This is a genomic window from Kitasatospora sp. NPDC058115, assembly GCF_042884635.1.
Classification (GTDB): domain Bacteria; phylum Actinomycetota; class Actinomycetes; order Streptomycetales; family Streptomycetaceae; genus Kitasatospora.
The window spans coordinates 1-21,368 of record NZ_JBHVTL010000031.1 but is presented as its reverse complement, the minus strand read 5'-3'; the positions used below and the strand labels follow the sequence as shown (position 1 = coordinate 21,368).

Genomic DNA, 21,368 nt, shown 5'->3' with positions numbered 1-21,368 from the left:
ATCCGCCGATGGAGCCGTCCCCTTGGAGCAGCACGCGATGACCGTCCCCACGCCCGCGGCACCCTGGGCCCGCCGGATCACCGACGGCCTGGAGCCGAAGAACGTCATCATCGCGATGCTGCTCCTGCTCGGCGGGGCCCGCTACGGCTGGCGGGGCCTCGCCTGGGCGGTGTTCGCGGCCCTGTTCACGGCCGTGATCCCGACCCTGCTCATCCGGTTCGGGATGCGCCGGGGCACCGTGGACGACCGGCACGTCGGCAACCGCCGGCGGCGTCTGACGCTCTTCCCGCTCATCATGGTCTCGGTCGCGGCCGGATTCGCCGGGATGCTCCTGGCGCACGCGCCGCGCGACCTCACCGCGGTGGTGCTGGCGATGTTCGCCTCGCTGGTCCCGATCCTGGTGATCACCGCCTGGTGGAAGGTCTCCGTGCACACCGCCGTGGCGAGCGGCGCGGTGGTCTGCCTGGCCGTCGCGCTCGGTCCGTGGTGGCTGCTGCTGTACCCGCCGGTCGCGGTGATCGGCTGGTCCCGGGTGGTGCTGCGGGACCACACCGCCGCGCAGACGGTCGTCGGCACGGCGGTGGGCGCCCTCGCGGCCGGTCTCACCTTCTGGGCCGCCCGCTAGCGGGATCCGGAGCCGTCAGCGGATCGGCACCCCCGAGATGGCCCGGGCGATGACCAGCCGCTGGATCTCGCTGGTGCCCTCGAAGATCGAGTAGATCGCGCTGTCCCGGTGCATCCGCTCGACCGGGTACTCCCGGGTGAAGCCGTTGCCGCCCAGGATCTGCATCGCCTGCGCGGTGACCCACTTGGCGGTCTCCCCGGCGTAGAGCTTGGACATCGAGCCCTCGGCCGAGGTGAACGGCTGCTGGGTGGCGGCCATCCAGGAGGCCCGCCAGACCAGCAGCCGGGCCGCGTCGATCCGGGTCTTCATGTCGGCCAGCTGGAAGGCCACGCCCTGGTTGTCGATGATCGGGCGGCCGAACTGCACCCGGGTCCCGGCGTAGTCGAGCGCCACCTCGTACGCGGCCCGGGCGATGCCGATCGCCTGCGCGCCGACGGCCGGCCGGGAGGCCTCGAAGGTGGCCATCGCGGCGTTCCGCCCGCTCCTGCGGACGCCCTCGCGGGCCCGCGCCAGGCGCTCGTCCAGCTTCTCCTTGCCGCCGAGCAGGCAGTGGCCGGGCACCCGGACGCCGTCCAGCACCACCTCGGCGGTGTGCGAGGCGCGGATGCCGTGCTTCTTGAACTTCTGGCCCTGGCTCAGGCCCGGCGTGCCCGGCGGCACCACGAAGGACGCCTGCCCGCGCGCGCCGAGCGCCGGGTCGACGGTGGCGACGACCACGTGGACCGCCGCGATCCCGCCGTTGGTGGCCCAGGTCTTGGTGCCGTTCAGCACCCACTCGCCGGTGGCCTCGTCGTGGACGGCCCGGGTGCGCAGCGCGGAGACGTCCGAACCGGCGTCCGGCTCGGAGGAGCAGAACGCGGCGACCTTGACGTCCTCGGGGGTGCCGAACATCTGCGGCGCCCAGGTGCCGATCTGCTCGTCGGTGCCGTTGGCGAGCACGGCGACGGCGGCGAGGGTGGTGCCCACGATGGACAGGCCGATGCCGGCGTCGCCCCAGAACAGTTCCTCCATGGCGATCGGGATGCCCACGCCGGAGGGGTCGAAGTACTGCTGGGCGTAGAAGTCGAGCGAGTAGATGCCGAGCTTGGCGGCCTCCTGGATGACCGGCCAGGGGGTCTCCTCGCGCTCGTCCCACTCCGCGGCGGCGGGCCGCATCACATCGGCGGCGAAGCCGTGCAGCCAGTCGCGGACGGCGAGCTGGTCCGGTCCCGGGTCCAGGGAGAAGGTGCTCATGGGTGGGGGCCTCCGAAGAAGGGTGCGACCGACCGGGGTGTTACCACCGGTAACATCGTCGGAGTCTGCTACTGCTTGGTAACCGGTGTCAACGCCCCCAGCCGCACGAAACGAGGGAACCGCGCATGGATCCAGAGCCCCGCCGGGAACAGCTGCTCAACGCCGCCGACCGGGTCGTCCAGCGCGAGGGCCCCGGCGCCAGCATGAACGCGATCGCCGCCGAGGCCGGCATCACCAAGCCGATCCTCTACCGGCACTTCGGCGACCGGAACGGCCTGGTGCGGGCCCTGACCGAACGTCACACCGGCGGCCTGCTGGCCGCCGTCCGGGCCGCCCTCGCCGAGCCCCTGGAACGCCGCGACCGGGTCGAACACGTGCTGGACACCTACCTCGCCGGGATCGAGGCCCGCCCGCAGGTCTACCGGCTGCTCACCCACCCCGAACCGGGCGACCCGAGCGGCGCCGGCCACGCGCTCGCCCCGGCGCTCCAGCAGATCGCCGAGGAGATCACCCGGGCCGTCGCCGACCAGATCGACCTCGGCGCCGACCGCGAACTGCTCGCCGAGGCCTGGGGCCGGGCCATCACCGGCATGGTGCTGGCGGCCGGCGACTGGTGGCTGGAGTCCCGGCCCTGTTCGCGCACCCGGATGGTCCAGGCCCTCGCCGACCTGCTCTGGGGCCGGCTGGCCGCCGCCGCCGACCTGCCGACCGCCGTGCTGCCGGCCGGCCCCGCGCCGGAGCCCGCCGACTGAGGACCGCCGGCGGACCCCCGCCGACCGCCGCGCACCGCCGTCTTGTGGCGGACGCGCCCGCCCCGGCATCATCGGGCCCCACCCCCGCCCGCCCCGGAGGTCCCGATGCGTCCGCGCCGCACCGCCGCCACCCTCCTGCTCGCCGCCGCCCTCGCCCTGCCCGCCGGGCCCGCCCGGGCCCAGCCCCCGTCCCGGCCCGCGTCCCCCGCACCGGCGTTCCCCACCGGCACCGCCACCGACCCGGACGGCCGCACCGACCTCACCGACGCCTCCGGCCGCCGGCTCCGGCTGCGCGGCTTCAACCTCGACAAGTACGCCGAGGCCACCGAACAGGACGTCAGGTCGATCGCCGCGCAGGGCTTCACCCTGATCCGCCTGCCCGTCTCCTGGACCAGGCTGGAGCCCACCCCCGGCCGCCTGGACCCCGGCGAGCTGCGCCGGCTGCACGGGCTCCTCGACCGGGCCGACCGCCACGGCCTGCTGGTCCTGGTCGACTTCCACCAGGACGTCTACGGCCCCCGGTTCGGCGGCGGCACCAACGGCATCCCGCCCTGGGCCACCCGGGACGACGGCCTGCCGTTCGAGGCCGACCCCGACGACTGGTTCGCCGGCTACTTCCAGCCCGCCGTCCAGGCCGCCTTCCGGCACCTCTACGACGACCCCGACCTGCGCGCCGCGCAGGCCGGCTTCTACACCCGGCTGGCCCGCGAACTGCGCGGCCACCGCTCCCTGCTGGGCTACGACCTGTTCAACGAGCCGTTCGGCCCGCTGGACGGCGACCCGGCCGACCCGGAGGTGCTGGCGCGCGCCGCCGCCGAACTGGAGCAGGGCCGGCTCGCCGCCATGTACCGCCGGCTGATCGCCGCCGTGCGCCGGGCGGACGACCGCGCCTGGCTGTTCGTCGAACCGACGGTGCTGGTCGGCCAGGGCGTGCCCACCCGGCTGCCCGGCTTCACCGACCCCCGCCCGGGCGCGCCCCGGATCGGCTACGCACCGCACTTCTACGACACCGCGGTCGAGTCCGGGGCCGACTGGGACCCGTCCGGCGGCTTCGTCGAGCGCTACACCGCCGCCGTCACCGGCTACCCCGCCGCCCACCGGCTGCCGGTGCTGGTCGGCGAATGGGGCCCGCCGGACTCCCGCCGGCCCGGCAACACCCTGCTGGTGCGCCGCCAGGTCGAGGCCATGGACGGCTTCGCGGGCGGCTGGACGATGTGGTACTGGTGCCGGGGCAACGGCGGCTACTGCGTGCTCGACCCCGCCGGGCGGCCCGCCCCGGGCGCCGAGCCGGCCTTCGGCCCGTACCCGGTCGCGGTCGCCGGCACCGCCGTCCGCACCACCGCGGACGGCACCCGGCACACCGTCGGGTGGCAGGCCGACGGCACCGGCCGTACCACCGAACTCGCCCTGCCGGCCGCCGCGTTCCCCGCCGGGGCGCGGGTCACCGTCCGCCCGGCCGGCGCCCGCACCGACCTCGACCAGCCGGACGCCGAGCACGCCGGACGGCTCCGCGTCCGGCTCCCGCACGCCCGCCCGGGCACCCCGGTCACCGTCACCGTCGAACCCCGCTGACCGCAGCCCGCCGGCGGACCGCCGCCGGCACCGGGGCCCGGGCGGCGTCCGCGACGCCGCCGGGCCCTTCCGGCCGCTACAGCAGCCCGCGACGGGCCAGCAGCGGCCCGGTCCCGGGGTCGCGCCCGACCACCGCGCGGAAGGAGTCCAGCGCGTCCCGGCTGTCGCCGCGGGCCAGCAGCTCGCGGCGGAACACCTCGCCGCTCTCCCGCACGCCGCGGCCGTTGCCCTTGAACCACTCCACCGTGTCGGCGTCCAGCACCTCCGACCAGATGTACGCGTAGTAGCCCGCGCTGTACCCGCCCGCGAAGATGTGGCCGAAGTAGGTGGTCCGGTAGCGCGGCGGGATCGCCGCCACCGCCAGGCCGGCCTTCTCCAGCGCCGCCGCCTCGAACTCCCGGGCGTCCGTGACCTCCCGGCCCTCCGGCAGGGTGTGCCAGGCCCAGTCCAGCAGCGCCGCCGCCAGGTACTCGACGGTCCGGAAGCCCTGCCCGAAGGACTCCGCGGCCTCCATCCGCTCCACCAGCCCGGCCGGCAGCGGCTCGCCCGTCTCGTGGTGCCGGGCGTAGTTGGCCAGCACCTCCGGCCACACCATCCACATCTCGTTGACCTGCGAGGGGAACTCCACGAAGTCCCGCGGCACGGCCGTGCCCGCCAGGTACGGGTGGCGGACGTCCGAGAAGAGCCCGTGCAGCGCGTGCCCGAACTCGTGGAACAGGGTGCGGACCTCGTCCCAGGAGAGCAGCACCGGCTCGCCCGGAGCCGGCTTGGCGATGTTCAGGTTGTTGTAGACCACCGGCCGCTGCCCCAGCAGCTGCGACTGGGTGACCAGTTCGTCCATCCAGGCACCGCCGCGCTTGGACGCCCGGGCGTGGAAGTCGCCGAGGAACAGGCCCAGCCCGGAGCCGTCGGCGTCGAACACCTCGAAGACCCGGGTGTCCGGGTGGTAGCCGACGAGGTCCGGGCGCTCGGTGAAGGTCACCCCGTAGGCCAGGTTGGCGGCGAAGAACACGCCGTCCCGCAGCACCCGCTCCAGCTCGAAGTAGGGGCGCAGCGCCGCCGCGTCCACCTGGTAGGAGGCCTGGCGGACCTGCTCCGAGTAGTACGCCCAGTCGTGCGCGGCGATCTCCTCGACGCCGTCGGCCGCGGCGAGCTTGGCCAGCTCGGCGGCCTCCCGGCGGGCGTTGGCCACGGCCGGGGGCACCAGCCGGGCGAGCAGCGCGTCCACCGCCTCGACGGTGCCGGCCGTCTCGTCGGCCACCACCTGGGCGGCGTGGGTGTCGTGGCCGAGCAGCCGGGCGCGCTCGGCGCGCAGCGCGGCCATCCGGATCGCCAGCGGGCCGTTGGTGTCGGCGGCGCGGTCGAGCGAGGCCGCGAGCAGCCGCTCGCGCACCGAGCGGTCGGTGAGGGAGGCGAGTTCGGTCTGGTTGGAGAAGTTCTTCAGGCTCAGCACGTAGGTGCCCGGCCGCCCGAGCGCCCGGCCGTTCTCGGCGGCGGCCGCGATCGCGTCGGCCGAGAGGCCGGCCAGCTGCTCGGCGGAGTCCAGCACCAGCGCCCGGGCCTGCGAGTCGGCGGACACGTTCTGCCGGAACTCCGAGGAGGCGGCGGCCAGTTCGGTGTTGATCGCGCGCAGCCGGTCCTGCTCCCCGGCGCCCAGCCGGGCGCCGGCCCGGACGAACGCGGTGTGCCGGCGCTCCAGCAGCCGCAGCGTCTGCGGGTCCAGCTCCAGCGCGTCGCGGCCGGCGTGCAGCTCCTCGATCCGGGCGAACAGCGCGGCGTCCAGGTGGATCGCGTCCCGGTGCGCGGCCAGCCGGGGGCTGATCTCGGCGTCGATCCGGTCGACCTCGGGGGTGGTGTCGGCGGCGGAGTGGTTCTCGAAGACCACCTTGACCCGGTGCAGCAGCCTGCCCGAGCGCTCCAGCGCGACCAGGGTGTTCTCGACCGTCGGCGGCTGCGGGTCGGCGGTGATCGCCGCGATCTCGGCGAGCTGCTCGGCCATCCCGCGCTCGAAGGCGGGCAGGTAGTGTTCCGGCCGGATCTCGGCGAACGGCGGCAGTTCGTAGGCCAGGGTGCTGGGCCTGAAGAACGGGTTCTCGGTCATTTCGCCGACCTTACGCGCTGTCACCGGCACTGCCCACACCCTTTCGCCCCACGGTCCGGCGCGCCTGCGGCGGCACGCCCCCGGACGGCGCGGCTCCGGTTGTCGTACCCTCCCGCTACCGTCGTCGGCGGCCGACCGTACGCCCCCGGACGGCCCGGCCCGCGCCGACGCCCGCGCCGACGCCCGCACCACCGTCCGACCCGCGGTCCCGCCCGCGGTCCGTCGCCGGCCCGCCCGCAGCACCACCGCAGTCAAGACGAGAGGAGGAGCCCCTCGTGGCACCCCGGATCGCCCTCGCCCCGGATCCGCACGGCCCCGGCGGCCGGCTCCAGCCGCTCGACGACGCCGGTGCCCCGCTCGGCCCGCCCGAACCCGCCGCCGACCTCGCCGCCGCCGTCGCCGCCCGGGAGGCCGCCGAGCACCCCCGGTGGGTGTGGGCCGCCGCCGACTCCGGGTACGCGCCGCTGCTCCCCCGGCTGCCCGACCGGCTCGCCCGCTGCCACGACCTGCGGCTGGTCGAGGCGCTGCTGCTCGCCCACGAGGGCCGCTTCGGCGCCCCGCGCTCGCTCGGCGCCGGCTGGGCCCGGCTGCGCGGCCTGCCCGTGCCCGCCGACCTCCCCGAGCCCGGCTCCGCCGAGGCCGGTGACGGCCAGGACACCCTGTTCGCCCCCGACCGGCTCCAGCTGCCGCCCGGCACCGACCCGCTGGCCGCGGTCGTCGCCGTCCACGCCGAGCAGCAGCGCCGGCTCGCCGCGATCGCCGACCCGGCCGCCCGCGCCCGGTTCCGGCTGCTGGCCGCCGCCGAGTCGGCCGGCGCGCTGGCCGCCGCCGAGATGGCCCACGACGGCCTGCCCTGGCGCGTCGACGTCCACGACCGGCTGCTCACCGAACTGCTCGGCCCCCGCCCCAGCGTCCCCGGCACCCAGCCGCGCCTGCTCGCCGAACTCGCCGTCGAGCTCCAGCGGGCGCTCGGCGGGCGCCCGTTCAACCCCGACTCGCACAGCCAGGTGCTGCGCGCCTTCGCCGACGCCGGCATCCCGCTCGCCTCCACCCGCTCCTGGGAGCTGAAGACCGTCGACCACCCGGCGGCCCGGCTGCTGGTCCGCTACAAGGAGCTGTCCCGGATCCACGTCGCGCACGGCTGGGCCTGGCAGGACGCCTGGGCGCGCGGCGGCCGGTTCCGCCCCGAGTACGTGGTCGGCGGCGTGGTCTCCGGCCGCTGGGCCAGCCGGGGCGGCGGCGCGCTGCAGATCCCGCGCATCCTGCGCCGCGCCGTGGTCGCCGACCCGGGCTGGCTGCTGGTGGTCGCCGACGCCGCCCAGCTGGAGCCGCGTGTGCTCGCCGCGCTCTCCCAGGACGCCGGGCTGGCCCGCACCGCCGCCGGCGGCGACCTCTACGAGGCACTGGCCGCCACCGCCTTCCACGGCGACCGCGACAAGGCGAAGCTCGGCCTGCTCGGCGCGATGTACGGCCAGACCAGCGGCGACATCGGCCCCCTGCTGGCCACCCTGCGCAGCCGCTACCCGGCCGCGATGGGCTACGTCGAGGCGGCCGCCCGCACCGGCGAGGACGGCGGCGTGGTCGCCTCCCGGCTGGGCCGCCCCTGCCCGCCCGCCTCGGCCGACTTCCTGGACCTCACCGAGGCACCCGAGACGGCGGGCGACGCCGGCGGCCGCTCGGCCCGCGCCCGGGGCCGGTTCACCCGCAACTTCGTCATCCAGGCCAGCGCCGCCGACTGGGCCCTCGCCCTGCTGGCCGCGCTGCGCCGCCGGCTCGGCGAGATCCCGGTGGCCGCCCCGGCCGACCGCCCGCACCTGGTGTTCTTCCAGCACGACGAGGTGATGGTGCACACCCCGGCCAACCACGCCGAGGAGGTGGCGTCGGCGGTCTCCGCGGCGGCCGACGAGGCCCGCCGGCTGGTCTTCGGCGACACCCCGGTGCGGTTCCCGCTCTCCACCGCCGTGGTGGAGTGCTACGCCGACGCCAAGTGAGCCCTCAGAGCTTGCGGAAGCCGCGCGCCTCCTCGGCCGCCGCCACCACCTCGGCCAGCGCCGCGCCGGTCGAGGCGGTCACCGCGGCGGCCACCGCCCCCTCCACGAACGGCGCGTCGACCAGCACCACGCCGGGGCGCGGCTCGTCCTCCAGCACGGTCACCGCCGTCAGCACCGAGCTCCCGAGGTCCGGCAGCACCGCGACGCCCGCCCCGCCGTCCGCCGCCACGACGGCCCGGGCGATCAGCTCGTAGCTGGTCCCGAGCCCGCCCTCCTCCGTCCCGGCGGCCACCACCACCCGCACCTCCGGCGAGGCGAGCTCCGCCAGCAGGTCCTTCAACCCGCCGGCCAGCGCCGCGCTGTGCGAGACCAGAACGATGCCCACGTGTCCACTCATGCCCCCGACCTTAGGCCGTGCCCCGGCGGCACGGCCCCGGGCGGCTCCCCGGGACACGCCCCGGGCGTGCGCGCGCCGCCCGGGTGGGCCGCCGCGGCCGGCGTGTCGGATTCCGTGCCCGGGGTCCCCGTCTGGCGTAGCGTCGGGTCAGCACCGTCTGCCGAGGGGAGCGCGTACGCCGTGAAGAAGCTCATCAACGCCGCGGAGAGCGTCCTGGAGGACGCGCTGGCCGGAGTGGCCGCCGCCCATCCGGAACTGGCGGTGGACATCGCCGGCCGGGTCATCACCAGGGCCGTGCGGCCGGCCGCGCCGAAGGTGGCGCTGGTGTCCGGCGGCGGGTCGGGGCACGAACCGCTGCACGGCGGCTTCGTGGGGCCCGGCATGCTGGACGCGGCCTGCCCCGGCGAGGTGTTCACCTCCCCCGTCCCGGACCAGATGCTGGCCGCCGCCAAGGCCGTGGACTCCGGCGCCGGCGTGGTGTTCGTCGTCAAGAACTACACCGGCGACGTGATGAACTTCGAGCTCGCCGCGGAGCTGGCCGCCGAGGAGGGCATCGAGGTCCGCACGGTGCTGGTCAACGACGACGTCGCGGTCGAGGACTCCACCTGGACGGCCGGGCGGCGCGGCACCGGCGCGACGGTGCCGGTGGAGAAGATCGCGGGCGCGCTGGCCGAGCGCGGCGCCTCGCTGGACGAGGTGGCCGCCCTCGGCGAGCGGGTGAACGCGGCCTCCCGCTCGTTCGCGATCGCGCTGAGCGCGGCGACCGTCCCGGCCGCGGGCAAGCCCGGCTTCGAGCTGGCCGAGGACGAGATCGAGGTGGGCGTCGGCATCCACGGCGAGCCGGGCCGCCGCCGGGAGCGCTTGCGCCCGGCCCGGGAGCTGGTCGCCGAGGTGGTCGGGACGATCCTCACCGACCACCACCTGACCGCCGGCGACGAGGTGATCGCGCTGGTCAACGGGCTGGGCGCGACGCCGCTGATGGAGCTGTACATCGTCTTCGGCGAGGTCTCCGCCCGGCTGGCCGAGCGCGGCATCACGGTGGCCCGCAGCCTGGTCGGCAACTACGTGACCAGCCTGGACATGGCCGGTTTCTCGCTCACCCTCACCAAGGCCGACGGCCAGCTGCTGGAGCTGTGGGACGCCCCGGTGGACACCCCCGCCCTCAAGCGCGCCTGACCCGCGGAACAGGAGTACCCGACATGGACGTCGACACCCGCCTCGCCGAGGCCTGGGTCCGCGCGCTGGCCGCCGCGGTCGAGAAGGAGCACGGGCGGCTCACCGAGCTGGACTCCGCGATCGGCGACGGCGACCACGGCAGCAACCTGCGGCGCGGCTTCACCGCCGTGCTGGCCGCCCTGGACGCGCCGGACGCCCCGGCCCCCGCCGGTCCCGGCGCGCTGCTGACGAAGACCGGCACCACGCTGATCTCCAAGGTCGGCGGCGCCTCCGGCCCGCTCTACGGCAAGGCGTTCCGGGCGATCGGCGCCGCGCTGCCGCAGCCCGGCGGGGCACCCGCCGACGCGGCCGCGCTCGGCGAGGCACTGGCGGCCGGACTGCGCGCGGTGCGGGATCTCGGCAAGGCCGAGCCGGGCGACAAGACCATCGTCGATGCCTGGACGCCCGCGCTGGAGGCCTACCGGGCGGCGGTGGCCGGCGGCGCGGGCCTGCCGGAGGCCGCCGCGGCCGCGGCCGGGGGCGCCGAGCGGGGCGCCCTGGACACCGTGCCGCTGCAGGCCCGCAAGGGCCGCGCCTCCTACCTGGGCCCGCGCAGCGTCGGCCACCAGGACCCGGGTGCCACCTCCACCGCCCTGCTCTTCCGCGCCCTGGCCGACGCCGCCGCCCTCCCGCCCGCCGCCGGGGCGCCCTGAGCTGCGCGGGAGCCGGCGCTAGGCGGCGTCGGTGCGGGTGATCAGCAGCAGCAGCGCGTCGTCCCGCAGTTCGCCCCCGGTGTGCGCCAGCAGGTCGGCGTAGACCCGCCCGACCGCCGCCTCCAGCTCCGCCGCGGAGCGGGCCGCGCCGCGCACCAGCGGGCCGACCCGCTCGGCGAGCGGGTAGAACACGCCGCTGTGCCGGTGCTTGGCCTCGATCACGCCGTCGGTGCAGAGCACCAGCACGTCGTCCGTGCCGAACGACTGGTCCCAGGTGCTCGGCTCACCGGCCGCGAGCCGGCCGAGGCCGAGCGGCACCCACGGGTCGGGCGCGTCGAGGACGTGCGCCCGGCCCTCCGGGTCCACCCGGATCGGCGGCACGTGCCCGTACTGGAGCAACTGGACCACGCCGGGCCGGCGGAACTCGGCGAACAGCGCGGTGGTGAACTCGCCGTCCGGCACGTGCCGCTCGACGCTGGCCTCGATCCGGGCGGCCACCCCGCGCAGCCCGGCCTCGTCGTAGGCGGCCTCGCGGAAGGCGCCGAGCACCACGGCGGCGGTCTGCACCGCGCCGAGCCCCTTGCCCCGCACGTCGCCGACCGCGACCCGGGTGCCGTAGGGGGTCTCCAGGACGGAGTAGAGGTCCCCGCCGATCCGTGACGCGTCGGCGGCGGAGACGTACCGCACGGCGAGGTGCAGCGGTCCGACGACCGGGCCGGGCAGCCGCAGCAGGGCGCGCTGAGCGGCCTCCGCGACGGAGCTGACCGCCGCGTAGGCCGCGGCCCTGCGCATCCGGATCCTGGCCACCCAGGCGGAGAACACCGACAGCAGCAGGTAGCTGACCATCGCGCCCCACAGGAAGCGGACGTCGTTGAGGTTGTCGACCTGGTCGTAGTGGCTGAGGCCGAAGACGGCGAGCAGGCCGATCGAGCAGACGCCGAGCAGTTCGAGCGGGCGCAGGGTGAGGGCGGCGATGCTGGGGACGACGGTCATCAGCGGCGCGAGGTAGCGGTCCTGGCCGGAGTAGAGGTCGGCGAACCCGACCAGCACGATCGCGATCAGCGCGGGGGCGGCCCGTCGCCAGAACGGGATGTCGAGCAGGTCGACGGCGAGCAGCGCGTTGCGCCGCCGGGCCGGTGGCTGCCCGACGCCGGTCGGGACGGACGGCGACTGGGCACGGCGGAACGGGGACACATATCGAACATAACGGACGATCAGTACGCCCACCCGCGCACCCCCGGCCTCCCCCGTCCCGCCCGTGGCCGCGAGACCCCCGGGCCCGTCGAATCCGCCCATGTCACGGCGCGGATTCGGGCGCAGCGTGGCCGGACGCCTACGCTCTGCTCTCGGAGCGCGCACCGGCCGATGCCCGGGCGACACCCCGGCGTCAAGCGGAATGCGATCCACACCACACCATCCGTACCCCTACGGAATACCCCTTAGGGGTATGGTGGGATTATCAGCCGGGCCCGGGCGTACGCTCGCGGCCGTACCGACCTTCCGGAGGCCACGATGTCCAGCACCATCACCTATACCGTCACCGGCATGAGCTGCGGACACTGTGAGAGTTCGGTCAGCAAGGAGCTCTCCGCCCTCGCCGGAGTGACCGAGGTGTCCGCCGACGCCAAGGCCGGCACGGTCACCGTCTCCGCCGCCGCCCCGCTGGACGACGAGCAGGTGCGCGCCGCCGTCGACGAGGCCGGCTACGAGCTGGTCGGCCGCGCCGCCTGAGAGCCCCCGCCGCGCGGCGGGGGCCCGGCGAACCCCGCCCCCGCCGTGCCCTCCCCTAGGAGCTGATCAGCACATGAGCACCTCCACCTCGGGCTCCGCCTCCCCGGACACGGCGACCGCCACCACCGGCCAGGAGGACCCCACCGCGGTCCGCGAGCGCGTCGAACTCCGGATCGGCGGCATGACCTGTGCCGCCTGCGCCGCACGCGTCGAGAAGAAACTCAACCGGATGGCCGGCGTCGAGGCCACCGTCAACTACGCCACCGAGAAGGCCAGGGTCGAGTTCTCGCCGGACGTCACCGTGGCCGACCTCGTCGCCACCGTGGAGAACACCGGCTACACCGCCGAACTCCCCCCGCCGCCGGTCCCCGCCACCCCGGCCGAGGCCGCCGACGCCGCCGACGCCCGCCCGCCGGCGCCGGCCGACCCGCTGCTCGACCGGCTGCTCGTCAGCGCCGTGCTCAGCCTGCCCGTGGTCCTCTGGTCCATGGTCCCCGCCCTCCAGTTCACCAACTGGCAGTGGCTGGCCTTCGCACTCACCGGCCCCGTCGTCGTCTACGGCGGCCTGCCCTTCCACCGCGCCGCCTGGACCAACCTCAAGCACGGCGCGGCGACCATGGACACCCTGGTCTCGCTCGGCACCCTGGCCGCCTTCGGCTGGTCCTTCTGGGCCCTGTTCTGGGGCGACGCCGGCATGCCCGGCATGCGCCACGAGTTCTCGTTCTCGGTCGGCGACACCGACGCCTCGTCGATGCTCTACCTGGAGACGGCCTCCGCCGTCACCGTGCTGATCCTGCTCGGCCGCTACCTGGAGGCCCGCTCCAAGCGCCGCGCCGGGGCCGCCCTGCACGCGCTGCTGGACCTCGGCGCCAAGGACGTCGCCGTGCTGCGCGACGGCCACGAGGTGCGGCTGCCCGTCGAGCAGCTCACCGTCGGGACGCGCTTCGTGGTCCGCCCCGGCGAGAAGATCGCCACCGACGGCGTGGTCGTCGAGGGCGCCTCCGCCGTCGACGCCTCGATGCTGACCGGCGAGTCCGTCCCGGTGGAGGTCGCCGTCGGCGACACCGTCACCGGTGCCACCGTCAACGCCGGCGGCCGCCTGGTGGTCGAGGCCACCCGGGTCGGCGCCGACACCCGGCTCGCCCGGATGGCCCAGCTCGTCGAGGACGCCCAGAGCGGCAAGGCTGCCGCCCAGCGGCTCGCCGACCGGATCTCCGCCGTCTTCGTGCCCGTGGTGATCCTCATCGCGCTCGGCACCCTGATCGCCTGGCTGCTGACCGCCGACAGCGCCACCGAGGCGTTCACCGCCGCCGTCGCCGTGCTGATCATCGCCTGCCCCTGCGCCCTCGGCCTGGCCACGCCGACCGCCCTGATGGTCGGCACCGGCCGCGGCGCCCAGCTCGGCATCCTCATCAAGGGACCGGAGGTCCTGGAGAACACCCGCCGGGTCGACACCGTCGTCCTGGACAAGACCGGCACCGTCACCACCGGCAGCATGGCGCTGCACGGCGTGCACACCATCGAGGGCGTCAGCGAGGACGAGGCGCTGCGCCTGGCCGGCGCCCTGGAGCACGCCTCCGAGCACCCGATCGCCGCCGCCGTCGCCACCGCCGCCGCCGAACGCCTCGGCACCCTGCCCCCCGTCGAGGGCTTCCAGAACGTCCCCGGCCTCGGCGTCCGGGGCGTCGTCGACGGCCACGCGGTGGTCGCCGGCCGGGAGTCCCTGCTCGCCGACCACGGGCAGCCGCTGCCCGCCGCGCTCGCCGGGGCCAAGCGCGCCGCCGAGGCCGCCGGCCGCACCACCGTCGCGGTCGGCTGGGACGGCGCGGCCAGGGCCGTCCTGGAGGTCGCCGACGCGGTCAAGCCCACCAGCGCCGAGGCGATCGCCCACCTGCGCGCCCTGGGCCTGCGCCCGGTCCTGCTCACCGGTGACAACCGGCTGGTCGCCGAGGCCGTCGCCGCCGAGGTCGGCATCCCCGCCGAGGACGTGTACGCCGAGGTGCTGCCCGAGGACAAGGTCGTCGCCGTGGAGACCCTCCAGGCCGAGGGCCGGATCGTCGCGATGGTCGGCGACGGCGTCAACGACGCCGCCGCGCTCGCCCAGGCCGATCTCGGACTCGCCATGGGCACCGGCACCGACGCCGCCATCGAGGCGGGCGACCTCACCCTGGTCCGCGGCGACCTGCGCGCGGCGGCCGACGCCATCCGGCTCTCCCGCAGGACCCTGGGCACCATCAAGGGCAACCTCTTCTGGGCCTTCGGCTACAACGTGGCGGCGATCCCGCTGGCCGCCGGCGGCCTGCTCAACCCGATGATCGCCGGTGCCACGATGGCCTTCTCCTCGGTCTTCGTGCTCACCAACAGCCTCCGGCTGCGCCGCTTCCGGGCGGCCGCCTGACCCCGGGCACCGCCCCGGGAACGCGGTGGGGCCCGTACCGCACGTGCGGTACGGGCCCCACCGCGTTCCGGCCCTCCGGCCGCCGCGGCCCGCTCAGCGGCCGAGCAGCTCGCCGCCGTTGCAGTGCAGGATCTCGCCGGTGATGAACCCGGCCTCCGGCGAGGCCAGGAAGTGGACCGCCGCCGCCACCTCGCCGGTCTCCCCGATCCGCCCGAGCAGCGTCCGGGCCGCCCGCCGGGAGACCTCCGCGTCGTCCAGCCGCGGCCCGAAGAACTCGGTGCCCGCCACCGTCCCCGGCGCCACGATGTTGGCGGTGATGCCCGAGGTGCCGAGCTGGGCGGCGAGGAAGTGGTTCCAGGCGTGCAGCGAGGCCTTCGCCGCCCCGTACGAGCCGGCCCCGCGCAGGGCGGCGATCGAGCTGATGGTGACCACCCGGCCGGAGCCCGGGGCGAGCCGGTCGCGGACCGACTCGGTGAGCAGCACCGCGGTCAGCACATTGCGCTCGAAGTCCCCGCGCCAGCGGGCCAGCAGGGCGTGCGGCCCGGCACCGATCACGGTCTCCCGGCTGCCGGCGTTGTTCACCAGCACGTCGATCCGCTCCGGGAGCCCGGCCAGCGCGGCCTCCACGGCGTCCGGATCGGCGAGGTCGCAGACCAGCGGGGTCACGTTCGGCCCGAGCGCCGCGGCGGCTTCCTCCAGCACCGCTCGCCGACGGCCGACGATCACGACCTGTTCGCCCGCCTCGGCGAACCGCCGTGCCACCTCGTACCCGATCCCCGTGCCACCGCCGGTGACAACCACGTTCCTGGTCATCTGCGCACTCCCTCCCCAGCTCCGCCGCCCCGCTCCAAGGTGCGGGACGGTCCGTACCGGAATGCCACGATTCCTATCACGCTCGGTTGCCGTGACTGCGGGGAGGGTGACGTCGCGGCCGCTGGAAGGTGTGATATGGGGGCGGCACCGCCCGCACACGGAGCGTGGCGAGAGGCAGCTCACACCCCCCCGGCGTAACTTCTCACAGGGTGATACGTCTTAGGTTGGTAGTGCGGCAGTTTTTCCGGTGGGCTGAGACGTGGCGAACGGCACAGCGTCGACGCACGACCACCGCTGCCGCCGACGGGGCTCCGGCGGGCCCCGGGTCGGTCGCCGACGGTTGGCGGCCTTCGCGCACGACGCCGGGGTGTGGCGGGACCAGGAACGCTTTGAGCGGCCGTTCCGGGTCCACCGCCGCCCCCGGAGTCGTGCGCCGGACGTTCGCACGGTCCGGCCGCAGAACAGCACGAGGGCCCGGCCGCAGGAGTGCGGCCGGGCCCTCGTGGCACGGTGTCAGGGCGTGCGCATGACGTCAGTACGGGTGCACGGCGTCAGCGGGCGTCGATCTCCACGTAGTCGCGGATCGCGGTGCCGGTGTAGATCTGGCGCGGACGGCCGATCCGGCTGGTCGGGTCGTTGATCATCTCATGCCAGTGGGCGATCCAGCCCGGCAGCCGGCCGAGGGCGAACAGCACGGTGAACATGCTGGTCGGGAAGCCCATGGCGCGGTAGATCAGGCCGGTGTAGAAGTCCACGTTCGGGTAGAGCTTGCGCGAGACGAAGAAGTCGTCCTTGAGCGCGTGCTCCTCCAGCTTGAGCGCGATGTCGAGCAGCTCGTCGGACTTGCCGAGCTGGCTCAGCACCTCGTGGGCGAGCTGCTTGACCTGGGCGGCACGCGGGTCGAACGCCTTGTAGACCCGGTGGCCGAAGCCCATCAGCTTGACGCCGGCTTCCTTGTTCTTGACCTTCGTGATGAAGGCGTCGACGTCGCCGCCGTCCTTCTGGATGCTCTCCAGCATCTCCAGGACGGCCTGGTTGGCGCCGCCGTGCAGCGGGCCCCAGAGCGCCGAGATGCCCGCCGAGATCGAGGCGAACAGGTTGGCGTGGCTGGAGCCGACCAGGCGCACGGTGGAGGTCGAGCAGTTCTGCTCGTGGTCCGCGTGCAGGATCAGCAGCTTGTCGAGCGCGTTGACGACGACCGGGTTGAGCTCGTAGTCCTCGGCCGGGACCGCGAAGGTCATCCGCAGGAAGTTCTCGACGTAGCTCAGGTCGTTGCGCGGGTAGACGAAGGGCTGGCCCATCGCCTTCTTGTACGCGTACGCCGCGATGGTCGGGAGCTTCGCCAGCAGGCGGACCGTCGACAGGTGGCGCTGGGCCGCGTCGAACGGGTTGTGGCTCTCCGGGTAGAACGTCGACAGCGCGCCGACCACCGAGGACAGCATCGCCATCGGGTGCGCGTCCCGCGGGAAGCCCTGGAAGAAGCGCTTGACGTCCTCGTGCAGCAGGGTGTGCTGGGTGATCTCGCGGTTGAACTGCGCGAGCTGCCCGGCGTCCGGAAGCTCGCCGTTGATCAGCAGGTACGCGGTCTCGATGAAGTCACCCTGGCCGGCGAGCTGCTCGATCGGGTAACCGCGATACCGCAGGATGCCGTTGTCACCGTCCACGAAGGTGATCGCGGACTTGTAGGCGGCGGTGTTGCCGAAGCCGTTGTCCAGGGTGACCAGGCCGGTCTGCGGGAGCAGCTTCGAGATGTCGAAGCCGGCGTTGCCCGCAGTGCTCTCGACGACGGGGTACTCGTACTCGCCGTCCTGGTACCGCAGTACTACCGAGTTGTCGCTCACGTCTTCCTCACCGACGAAATGAATCCTCTTCCAAGGTGCCCTGACTGTCTCTACCATCCCCCATCCGGCGGACAGCCGCGCACCCGGGGTGACCCGAAAGGGCCCGCCCCTACAAAACCTCCCGCCGCCGCCGGTACGAACCGGACAAGATCGGCACCCCACCAGGCTCTGTCGTAAATCTCTTCACGTCAAGAGAACAATAGAGGCAACCATCCCTTGGAGAATCATCCAGACGCAAGCCGGTGGTCCAGCGCGGCATGCCTCCGACCTGCGCTGACACTGCGGACCGCCTGCCCGATCGCTTTCCGTGACCCCACCAGCACGACGAGTTTCCGGGCCCTGGTCACCGCTGTGTAGAGCAGATTCCGCTGGAGCATCGTCCACGCGGACATGGTGACGGGAATCACCACCACCGGGTACTCGCTCCCCTGCGAGCGGTGGATCGTCACCGCGTAGGCGTGCGCCAACTCGTCCAGCTCGTCGAAGTCGTAGGGCACCTCCTCGTCCTCGTCGGTGAGCACCGTGAGGCGCTGGTCGTCCACGCTCAGGGACGTCACCACTCCCACTGTGCCGTTGAAGACCCCGTTCCGCCCCTTGTCGTAGTTGTTGCGGATCTGCGTGACCTTGTCCCCCACCCGGAACGTCCGTCCGCCGAACCGCCGCTCCGCCAGCCCCTCCCGGGCCGGCGTCACCGCCGCCTGCAGCAGCGTGTTGAGGTTGCCCGCCCCGGCCGGGCCCCGGTGCATCGGCGCCAGCACCTGGACGTCCCGCCGGGCGTCGTAGCCGAACCTCTGCGGGATCCGCCGCGCCACCACGTCCACCGTCAGCCCCGCCGCGAGCTCCGCGTCGTCCTCCGCGAAGAGGAAGAAGTCCGGCAGGCCCTCGGTCAGCGGCGGCAGCCCCTCGTTGATCCGGTGCGCGTTGGTCACCACCCCCGACTGCTGCGCCTGCCGGAAGATCCGGGTCAGCCGCACCGACGGGATCGGCCCGCCCTCGGCCAGCAGGTCCCGCAGCACCTCGCCCGCGCCCACCGAGGGCAGCTGGTCCACGTCCCCCACGAACAACAGGTGCGCCCCCGGCGCCACCGCCTTGACCAGCTTGTTCGCCAGGATCAGATCCAGCATCGACGCCTCGTCGACGACCACCAGGTCCGCGTCCAGCGGCCGGTCCCGGTCGTACGCGGCGTCCCCGCCCGGCCGCAGCTCCAGCAGCCGGTGCACCGTCGAGGCCTCCACCCCGGTCAGCTCCGACAGCCGCTTCGCCGCCCGCCCGGTCGGCGCCGCCAGCACCACCTTCGCCCGCTTCGCCAGCGCCAGCGTCACGATCGACTTCACCGTGAACGACTTGCCGCAGCCCGGCCCGCCGGTCAGCACCGCGACCTTCTCGGTCAGCGCCAGCCGCACCGACTGCTCCTGCTCCGCCGCCAGCTCCGCCCCCGTCACCCGCGCCAGCCAGCCCAGCGCCGCCGGCCAGTCCACGTCCGCGAACCAGGGCATCCGGTCGGTGTCCGCCCGCAGCAACCGCAGCAACTGGTTGGCCAGCGAGATCTCCGCCCGGTGGAACGGCACCAGGTACACCGCCGTGACCGGCTCGCCGCCCTCCCCCGGCACCTGCTCGCGCACCACCCCCTCCACCGCCACCAGCTCCGCCAGACAGTCGATCACCAGCCCCACGTCCACCTGCAGCAGCTTCACGCCGTCCGCGATCAGCCGCTCCTCCGGCAGGTAGCAGTGCCCCTGGTCGCTGCTCTGCGACAGGGCGTACTGCAAGCCCGCCTTGACCCGCTCCGGGCTGTCGTGCGGGATGCCCACCGCCTGCGCGATCCGGTCCGCGGTGAGGAAGCCGATGCCCCAGACGTCCGACGCCAGCCGGTACGGCTCGTTCTTCACCACCCCGATCGAGCCGTCCCCGTACTGTTTGTAGATCCGCACAGCCAGCGACGTCGAGACCCCGACCCCCTGCAGGAAGACCATCACCTCCTTGATGGCCTTCTGCTCCTCCCACGCGGCGGCGATCTTCTTCGTGCGCTTCGGGCCGAGCCCCGGCACCTCGATCAGCCGGCCCGGCTCGTTCTCGATCACCTCCAGGGTGTCCACCCCGAACCGCTCGACGATCCGCTCGGCGAACCGCGGCCCGATCCCCTTGATCAGCCCCGACCCCAGGTAGCGCTGGATCCCCTGCACGGTCGCCGGCAGCACCGTCGTGTAGTTCTCCACCACGAACTGCCGCCCGTACTGCGGGTGCGACCCCCACCGCCCGTGCAGCCGCAGCGACTCCCCCGGCTGCGCGCCGAGCAGCGCGCCCACCACCGTCAGCAGGTCGTTGGCGCCCCGCCCGGTGTCGACCCGGGCCACGGTGTAGCCGGTCTCCTCGTTGGCGTAGGTGATCCGCTCCAGCACGCCCTCGACCTGGGCGAGCTGCCGCGGCGCCGCCGCCTGACCGGTACCGCCGCCGGCGGCGGTCCGCGCCCCTGTCTGCCTGGCCACCGGGCCCCCTTCACCGTGCGGGACGACTTCCGCTACGCACCGTACCGTCCGGGTGCGACACCGGTGGCCCGGGTGCCAGGCTGGAAGGACGCAGGAGCCGCCAGGAACACCGTCGAAGGGCAGCGCACCATGCTCACCACCGCCTACCGCCCCGGTGCCCCCGACTGGCTCGACCTCACCAGCCCCGACACCGCGGCCTCGGTCGCCTTCTACACCACGGTGTTCGACTGGACCTACGCCTCCGCCGGCCCCGAGGCGGGCGGCTACGGCTTCTTCCGGCAGGACGGCCGCACGGTCGCCGCGCTCGGTCCGTTCACCGACACCCACGCCCGCCCGGCCTGGACCGTCTACTTCTGCACCCTCGACGCCGACCGCACCACGGACCTGGTCCGCGAGGCCGGCGGCCTGATCCGCTTCGCCCCGTTCAACGTCTTCACCAGTGGCCGGATGGCCGGCTACACCGACCCCACCGGCGCCGACTTCGCCGTCTGGCAGCCGCACGACGTCAGCGGCCTGGACACCGTCACCGAGCCCGGCAGCCTCTGCTGGACGGAGTGCTGGAGCATCGACGCCGGGGCGGCCGGGACCTTCTACCGCACGGTCTTCGCCTGGCAGGAGCAGGAGGTCCCGATGGGCGAGTTCCTGTACACCGTCCTCACCCCGCCCGGCGGCGGCACCGAGGACGCCCACGGGGGGATCGTGCAGCTCGCCCCCGAGCAGACCGCCGCCGGTGTCTCCTCGCACTGGCTCCCCTACTTCGAGGTGCCGGACGTCGACGCGCGTCTCGCGACCGCGGAACGCCTCGGGGCCACCGTCCGGACGCCCGCCGCGGACGTCCACGGCGTCGGCCGCCTCGGCGGGCTCGTCGACCCCCACGGCGCCGCCTTCGCGGTCATCACCAGCGCTCCGCCGGGCACATGACGCCGGATCACGCCGGGAGGGCCTCCAGCGGGCGTCCAGGGGCCGCCTAGGGTGTGGTCATGAACGATCTGACCATCCGCCGGGCGACCGTCGACGATCTGCCGGCCGTCGTCGCCATGCTCGCCGACGACCCGCTGGGCGCGACCCGCGAGAGCCCCGACGACCTGACCCCCTACCGCTCGGCCTTCGCCCGCATCGACGCCGACCCGCACCAGCACCTCGTGGTCGCCGAGCGCGCCGGCCGGACCGTCGCCACCCTGCAGCTGACCGTCGTCCCCGGCCTCTCCCGGAAGGGCTCCACCCGCACCGTCATCGAGGCCGTCCGCGTGCACGCCGACGAACGCGGCACCGGCCTGGGCAGCGAGCTGATCCAGTGGGCCGTCGACCGCTCCCGCGAACTCGGCGCCGAACTCGTCCAGCTCACCTCCGACGTCACCCGGACCGACGCCCACCGCTTCTACGAGCGCCTCGGCTTCGTCCCCTCGCACGTCGGATTCAAGCTCGCACTCTGACCGGAAACGCGAAGAACCCCCGCCGGAATACTGGCGGGGGTTCTTCTCAAAATTTGTTCGGCGGCGTCCTACTCTCCCACAGGGTCCCCCCTGCAGTACCATCGGCGCTGTGAGGCTTAGCTTCCGG

At 74.3% G+C, this 21,368-nt stretch carries 17 protein-coding genes; 10 read left to right on the top strand and 7 right to left on the bottom strand.

Going from position 1 to position 21,368, the window contains the following annotated elements:
• The first annotated feature begins 22 nt into the window (after positions 1-22).
• Entirely contained in the window at positions 23-625 is a 603-nt protein-coding gene (locus ACFVVL_RS28870; RefSeq protein ID WP_387680338.1) for a hypothetical protein, read from the top strand.
• 15 nt (positions 626-640) lie between these two features.
• Here ACFVVL_RS28870 and ACFVVL_RS28865 read toward each other — a convergent pair whose 3' ends face one another.
• Positions 641-1,858: an acyl-CoA dehydrogenase family protein gene (locus ACFVVL_RS28865; protein WP_387680335.1), complete on the bottom strand. Its 1,218-nt coding sequence runs from the start codon at positions 1,856-1,858 to the stop codon at positions 641-643.
• 125 nt (positions 1,859-1,983) lie between these two features.
• Here ACFVVL_RS28865 and ACFVVL_RS28860 point away from each other — a divergent pair, with 125 nt between their 5' ends.
• Together ACFVVL_RS28860 and ACFVVL_RS28855 are read left to right on the top strand one after the other, a co-directional pair.
• A complete protein-coding gene (locus ACFVVL_RS28860) occupies positions 1,984-2,610 on the top strand; it encodes a TetR family transcriptional regulator (RefSeq protein WP_380287621.1) in 627 nt (208 codons plus the stop codon).
• Positions 2,611-2,715: 105 nt separating this feature from the next.
• On the top strand, positions 2,716-4,182 hold the full coding sequence (locus ACFVVL_RS28855) for a glycoside hydrolase family 5 protein (RefSeq protein WP_387680332.1): 1,467 nt from the start codon (positions 2,716-2,718) through the stop codon (positions 4,180-4,182).
• Positions 4,183-4,258: 76 nt separating this feature from the next.
• Here ACFVVL_RS28855 and ACFVVL_RS28850 read toward each other — a convergent pair whose 3' ends face one another.
• Positions 4,259-6,283 carry a M3 family metallopeptidase gene (locus ACFVVL_RS28850; protein ID WP_380287623.1) on the bottom strand — a complete coding sequence of 675 codons (2,025 nt, stop codon included), beginning with the start codon at positions 6,281-6,283 and terminating at the stop codon, positions 4,259-4,261.
• Positions 6,284-6,558: 275 nt separating this feature from the next.
• On the opposite strand from ACFVVL_RS28850, the gene ACFVVL_RS28845 reads away from it, so the two are divergent.
• On the top strand, positions 6,559-8,274 hold the full coding sequence (locus tag ACFVVL_RS28845) for a bifunctional 3'-5' exonuclease/DNA polymerase (protein ID WP_387680328.1): 1,716 nt from the start codon (positions 6,559-6,561) through the stop codon (positions 8,272-8,274).
• Between the two features lie 4 nt (positions 8,275-8,278).
• Here the strand turns inward: ACFVVL_RS28845 and dhaM are convergent, their stop codons facing one another.
• The gene (dhaM, locus tag ACFVVL_RS28840) at positions 8,279-8,671 is read right to left on the bottom strand and encodes a dihydroxyacetone kinase phosphoryl donor subunit DhaM (protein ID WP_387680325.1); all 393 of its coding nucleotides are present in this window, start codon (positions 8,669-8,671) and stop codon (positions 8,279-8,281) included.
• A 180-nt stretch (positions 8,672-8,851) separates the two neighbouring features.
• On the opposite strand from dhaM, the gene dhaK reads away from it, so the two are divergent.
• Together dhaK and dhaL are read left to right on the top strand one after the other, a co-directional pair.
• Positions 8,852-9,847 (top strand): dihydroxyacetone kinase subunit DhaK, encoded by a 996-nt coding sequence (gene dhaK / locus ACFVVL_RS28835; RefSeq protein ID WP_380287626.1) that lies wholly within the window; start codon positions 8,852-8,854, stop codon positions 9,845-9,847.
• Between the two features lie 23 nt (positions 9,848-9,870).
• Positions 9,871-10,539: a dihydroxyacetone kinase subunit DhaL gene (gene dhaL, locus ACFVVL_RS28830; RefSeq protein ID WP_380287627.1), complete on the top strand. Its 669-nt coding sequence runs from the start codon at positions 9,871-9,873 to the stop codon at positions 10,537-10,539.
• A gap of 18 nt (positions 10,540-10,557) precedes the next feature.
• On the opposite strand, the gene ACFVVL_RS28825 is transcribed toward dhaL, so the two are convergent.
• Complete coding sequence (locus ACFVVL_RS28825; protein ID WP_380287628.1) at positions 10,558-11,733, bottom strand: PP2C family protein-serine/threonine phosphatase; 1,176 nt, start codon at positions 11,731-11,733, stop codon at positions 10,558-10,560.
• Between the two features lie 318 nt (positions 11,734-12,051).
• On the opposite strand from ACFVVL_RS28825, the gene ACFVVL_RS28820 reads away from it, so the two are divergent.
• Together ACFVVL_RS28820 and ACFVVL_RS28815 are read left to right on the top strand one after the other, a co-directional pair.
• Positions 12,052-12,270 carry a heavy-metal-associated domain-containing protein gene (locus ACFVVL_RS28820; RefSeq protein ID WP_380287629.1) on the top strand — a complete coding sequence of 73 codons (219 nt, stop codon included), beginning with the start codon at positions 12,052-12,054 and terminating at the stop codon, positions 12,268-12,270.
• A gap of 73 nt (positions 12,271-12,343) precedes the next feature.
• A complete protein-coding gene (locus ACFVVL_RS28815) occupies positions 12,344-14,668 on the top strand; it encodes a heavy metal translocating P-type ATPase (RefSeq protein ID WP_387680320.1) in 2,325 nt (774 codons plus the stop codon).
• Between the two features lie 93 nt (positions 14,669-14,761).
• Here ACFVVL_RS28815 and ACFVVL_RS28810 read toward each other — a convergent pair whose 3' ends face one another.
• From ACFVVL_RS28810 to ACFVVL_RS28800, 3 genes are all read right to left on the bottom strand, one after another.
• Positions 14,762-15,481: an SDR family NAD(P)-dependent oxidoreductase gene (locus tag ACFVVL_RS28810; RefSeq protein ID WP_380298087.1), complete on the bottom strand. Its 720-nt coding sequence runs from the start codon at positions 15,479-15,481 to the stop codon at positions 14,762-14,764.
• Positions 15,482-16,032: 551 nt separating this feature from the next.
• Positions 16,033-17,322 (bottom strand): citrate synthase, encoded by a 1,290-nt coding sequence (locus tag ACFVVL_RS28805; protein WP_380298085.1) that lies wholly within the window; start codon positions 17,320-17,322, stop codon positions 16,033-16,035.
• 224 nt (positions 17,323-17,546) lie between these two features.
• Positions 17,547-19,721, bottom strand: a complete 2,175-nt coding sequence (locus ACFVVL_RS28800) for an ATP-dependent RecD-like DNA helicase (protein ID WP_380298088.1) — start codon at positions 19,719-19,721, stop codon at positions 17,547-17,549.
• A gap of 159 nt (positions 19,722-19,880) precedes the next feature.
• Here ACFVVL_RS28800 and ACFVVL_RS28795 point away from each other — a divergent pair, with 159 nt between their 5' ends.
• Together ACFVVL_RS28795 and ACFVVL_RS28790 are read left to right on the top strand one after the other, a co-directional pair.
• Complete coding sequence (locus ACFVVL_RS28795; protein ID WP_387680316.1) at positions 19,881-20,729, top strand: VOC family protein; 849 nt, start codon at positions 19,881-19,883, stop codon at positions 20,727-20,729.
• Positions 20,730-20,788: 59 nt separating this feature from the next.
• On the top strand, positions 20,789-21,241 hold the full coding sequence (locus tag ACFVVL_RS28790; RefSeq protein WP_387680313.1) for a GNAT family N-acetyltransferase: 453 nt from the start codon (positions 20,789-20,791) through the stop codon (positions 21,239-21,241).
• Positions 21,242-21,368: the final 127 nt, after the last annotated feature.